Here is a 2,734-nt window from a genome sequence, read left to right as displayed (position 1 = left end):
AATTCCTTTATGAGTCTTAATATATCAAATTCTACTTCAAATCCCCTACCCTTTAAAATCACTAAAGCCCTCATCAAAGAAAGTTTTGAAGAACTTTTTTCTATAGAATGTGAAGGTTTTTTTGAAAGTTTAGATGAAAGCTTATTTAATCTAAGTCAAGATTTTAATTTTCATCCTAATGTTTTAATCGATCAAGAAGCTATTTTAAGTATTCATAATCCTTATGAAAACAATACTTTAAATTTTGACACAAATGAAGTTAAAAATTATAAAGGAATTATCACTTATATAAAATATCTAGGTATTAATCATGAAAGTGCTTTAAATATTAATGATAGCGCTTCAAATACTAAGCAAATAAAATACAAGCATTTTTTTTCTTTTAAGCTTCAATCAGTCTTGATAAGACTTTCTTTAAATAAAGCCAATCGTATTTATACTCATACTAATATTATAGAAGTGATTAAACAAACCCTTGGTTTTTATCAAGATATCTTACATAAAGAAATTGATTATTCTAATATACATTTTAATTATGAAGAACAAGAACTCATCTCTCAATACAATGAAAGTGATTTAGACTTTATTACAAGATTAAGCCATAATAATGGAATCTTTTTTTATGAAGATGAGAACACTATTTATTTTTGTGATGTGTATAAAAATGTAAAAAATAAAGAAATTGAGTATAATCCTAATATTAATAATATTTTAAATCAAGCTTGTATTTCTTCTATTTATAAAGAACAAAGCTTAAGAACTAATTCTTTTACACATTCTAGTATCAATGCCAATACTCCTTTAAATCTTTTATCTTTACATTCTAATAAAGTTCCTTATGAACAAGAACTTAATAACAAAGCTTATTATAATGAACATTTTTATGAGAGTGAATATTCTTTTACAAAAAGCATTGATTTAAAGACTAAGCCTTCTCTTAAAGAAAAAAGAGCCTTAGTATTAAATGAAAGCTTACTAGCAAAAAGTAATATTTATCATCTTAGCTTAGGAGATTTTATCACTTTAAATTATAAGGAGTTTAATCATCAAGAAGAAATAAAAAATCAAGATGAAGAAAAACAAGATAAAGCTTCTTTGCTTAAAGACTTTATTATTATTGCTAATACTCAAATCTTAATTGATGATGCCATCTTAGCTAATTCTATTAATACTAATGATCATTTAAATTTAAAAGATTTAAATTTAAGTAAATCTTATTCTAATACTTTAACTTTATTAAAAAAGAATATTATCTTTACTCCAAGTTTTAAAGCTAAACCTAAAGCTCCTAATAGCACTCAAGGTATTGTTATAGGAGAGAGTAAGGATATAGAAAGTGAGAGAAATACTATTTATACTGATGAGCATGGAAGGGTTAAGGTAAGGATTAATCTTTATGCTAATCAAGAAGAATTAGATGAAAAAGAAAGTTTATATCATCACACTCCTTTTTTAAGAGTAGCTTCAAGTATAGCAAGTAATCATTCAGGTTTTTATCATACTCCAAGAATAGGAGATGAAGTGATTATTTCTTTTTTAGATGATGATATAGATAAGCCTTATGTAAGTGGAAGTTTGTATAATGGGACTACAACTATGCCTCAATATAATTATCCAAGATATCAAAGAGAGATTGCCACTAGCACTTTAAGTTATTTAAGCGAAGTTCCTATTATGATCAATCAAGGCTTAGATACCTTAAAACTTCAAGAAAATACAGATTATGAATTAAGCTCTATTAATAATCATTATCTTACTTTAGCAAATTCTACAATAGGAGTGGATAACACCGATGCAAGAGCAAGGAATGAAATTACCCTAAAAAACGACAAAGACAAAGAAGAAATTTATATCTTAGCGCAAAAAGATTATAAAGAAGAAATAGGTAATAATTATGAGCAAACCATAAAAAATAATAAAACTTCAGAAGTAGGAGCCTTATATACTGAATTTATCACTTTAGGTCATATGCAAAATATCGCAGGATTTAAAAATGTCAATGTAGGGGCTGAATATTTAGAAAATACTTTACTCTCTAAAGATACCAATGTAGGTTTAAGTAATACTTTAAATGTGGGGATTAGCAATGAAATAAACATAGGGCAAAACCACGAAGAAAAAATAGGAAATGACAAAAGAGTCTTTGTAAATAATAATCTAGAACAAGATATTAAAAATGATTCTATTTATAGAGTAGGACATAATAAAAATGAAACCATAAGAGGTTCTTATGTGCTCCAAACTAACCACTCTGTAAAATTTTATTCCAAAAAAGATATGACCTTGGAAACAAATGAATATATTAAAGCCGAAGCAGATGATTCTATTAGTTTTAAAGCTAGAAAAGATTGTACTTTTGCAGCTGATAGAGTTAATACTTTAGCAAACAAAGATAGCGTTTTAGTAGCACAAGAACATATTGTTTCTAGGGTAAAAAATACAATCATTTCTCAAACAGAAGATAAAATTGTAATACAAGTAGGTAAAATGCAAATTATTATAGACGATAAGGGCTTAAGGATCAAAGGCGGTGATCTAAGAGTGGATTAAAACTAATTTTTTAAATTATAACAACACAAGGAAAAACACATGAAAACTTTAGAAGAAATGCAAGCTATGGATGAAGAAACGGTAACGGAGATAGGTTGGGAGTTTTTTGATCTTATTAAAGATAATAAACTTAAAGAAGTTAAAGAGTTTTTAAAAGATTATCCCGTGCCTGAAGTATTTTTAG

At 26.6% G+C, this 2,734-nt stretch carries 1 protein-coding gene; it reads left to right on the top strand.

Annotated elements, in window-relative coordinates; all coding sequences use genetic code 11:
* On the top strand, positions 1 to 2,550 hold a 2,550-nt coding region (locus AJN69_RS10180), incomplete at its 5' end, for a type VI secretion system Vgr family protein (RefSeq protein ID WP_070290189.1).
* Positions 2,551 to 2,734: the final 184 nt, after the last annotated feature.

The organism is Campylobacter sp. BCW_4338 (genome assembly GCF_001763255.1).
GTDB lineage: Bacteria > Campylobacterota > Campylobacteria > Campylobacterales > Campylobacteraceae > Campylobacter_D > Campylobacter_D jejuni.
This window is presented reverse-complemented; position numbering and strand designations above follow the sequence as displayed.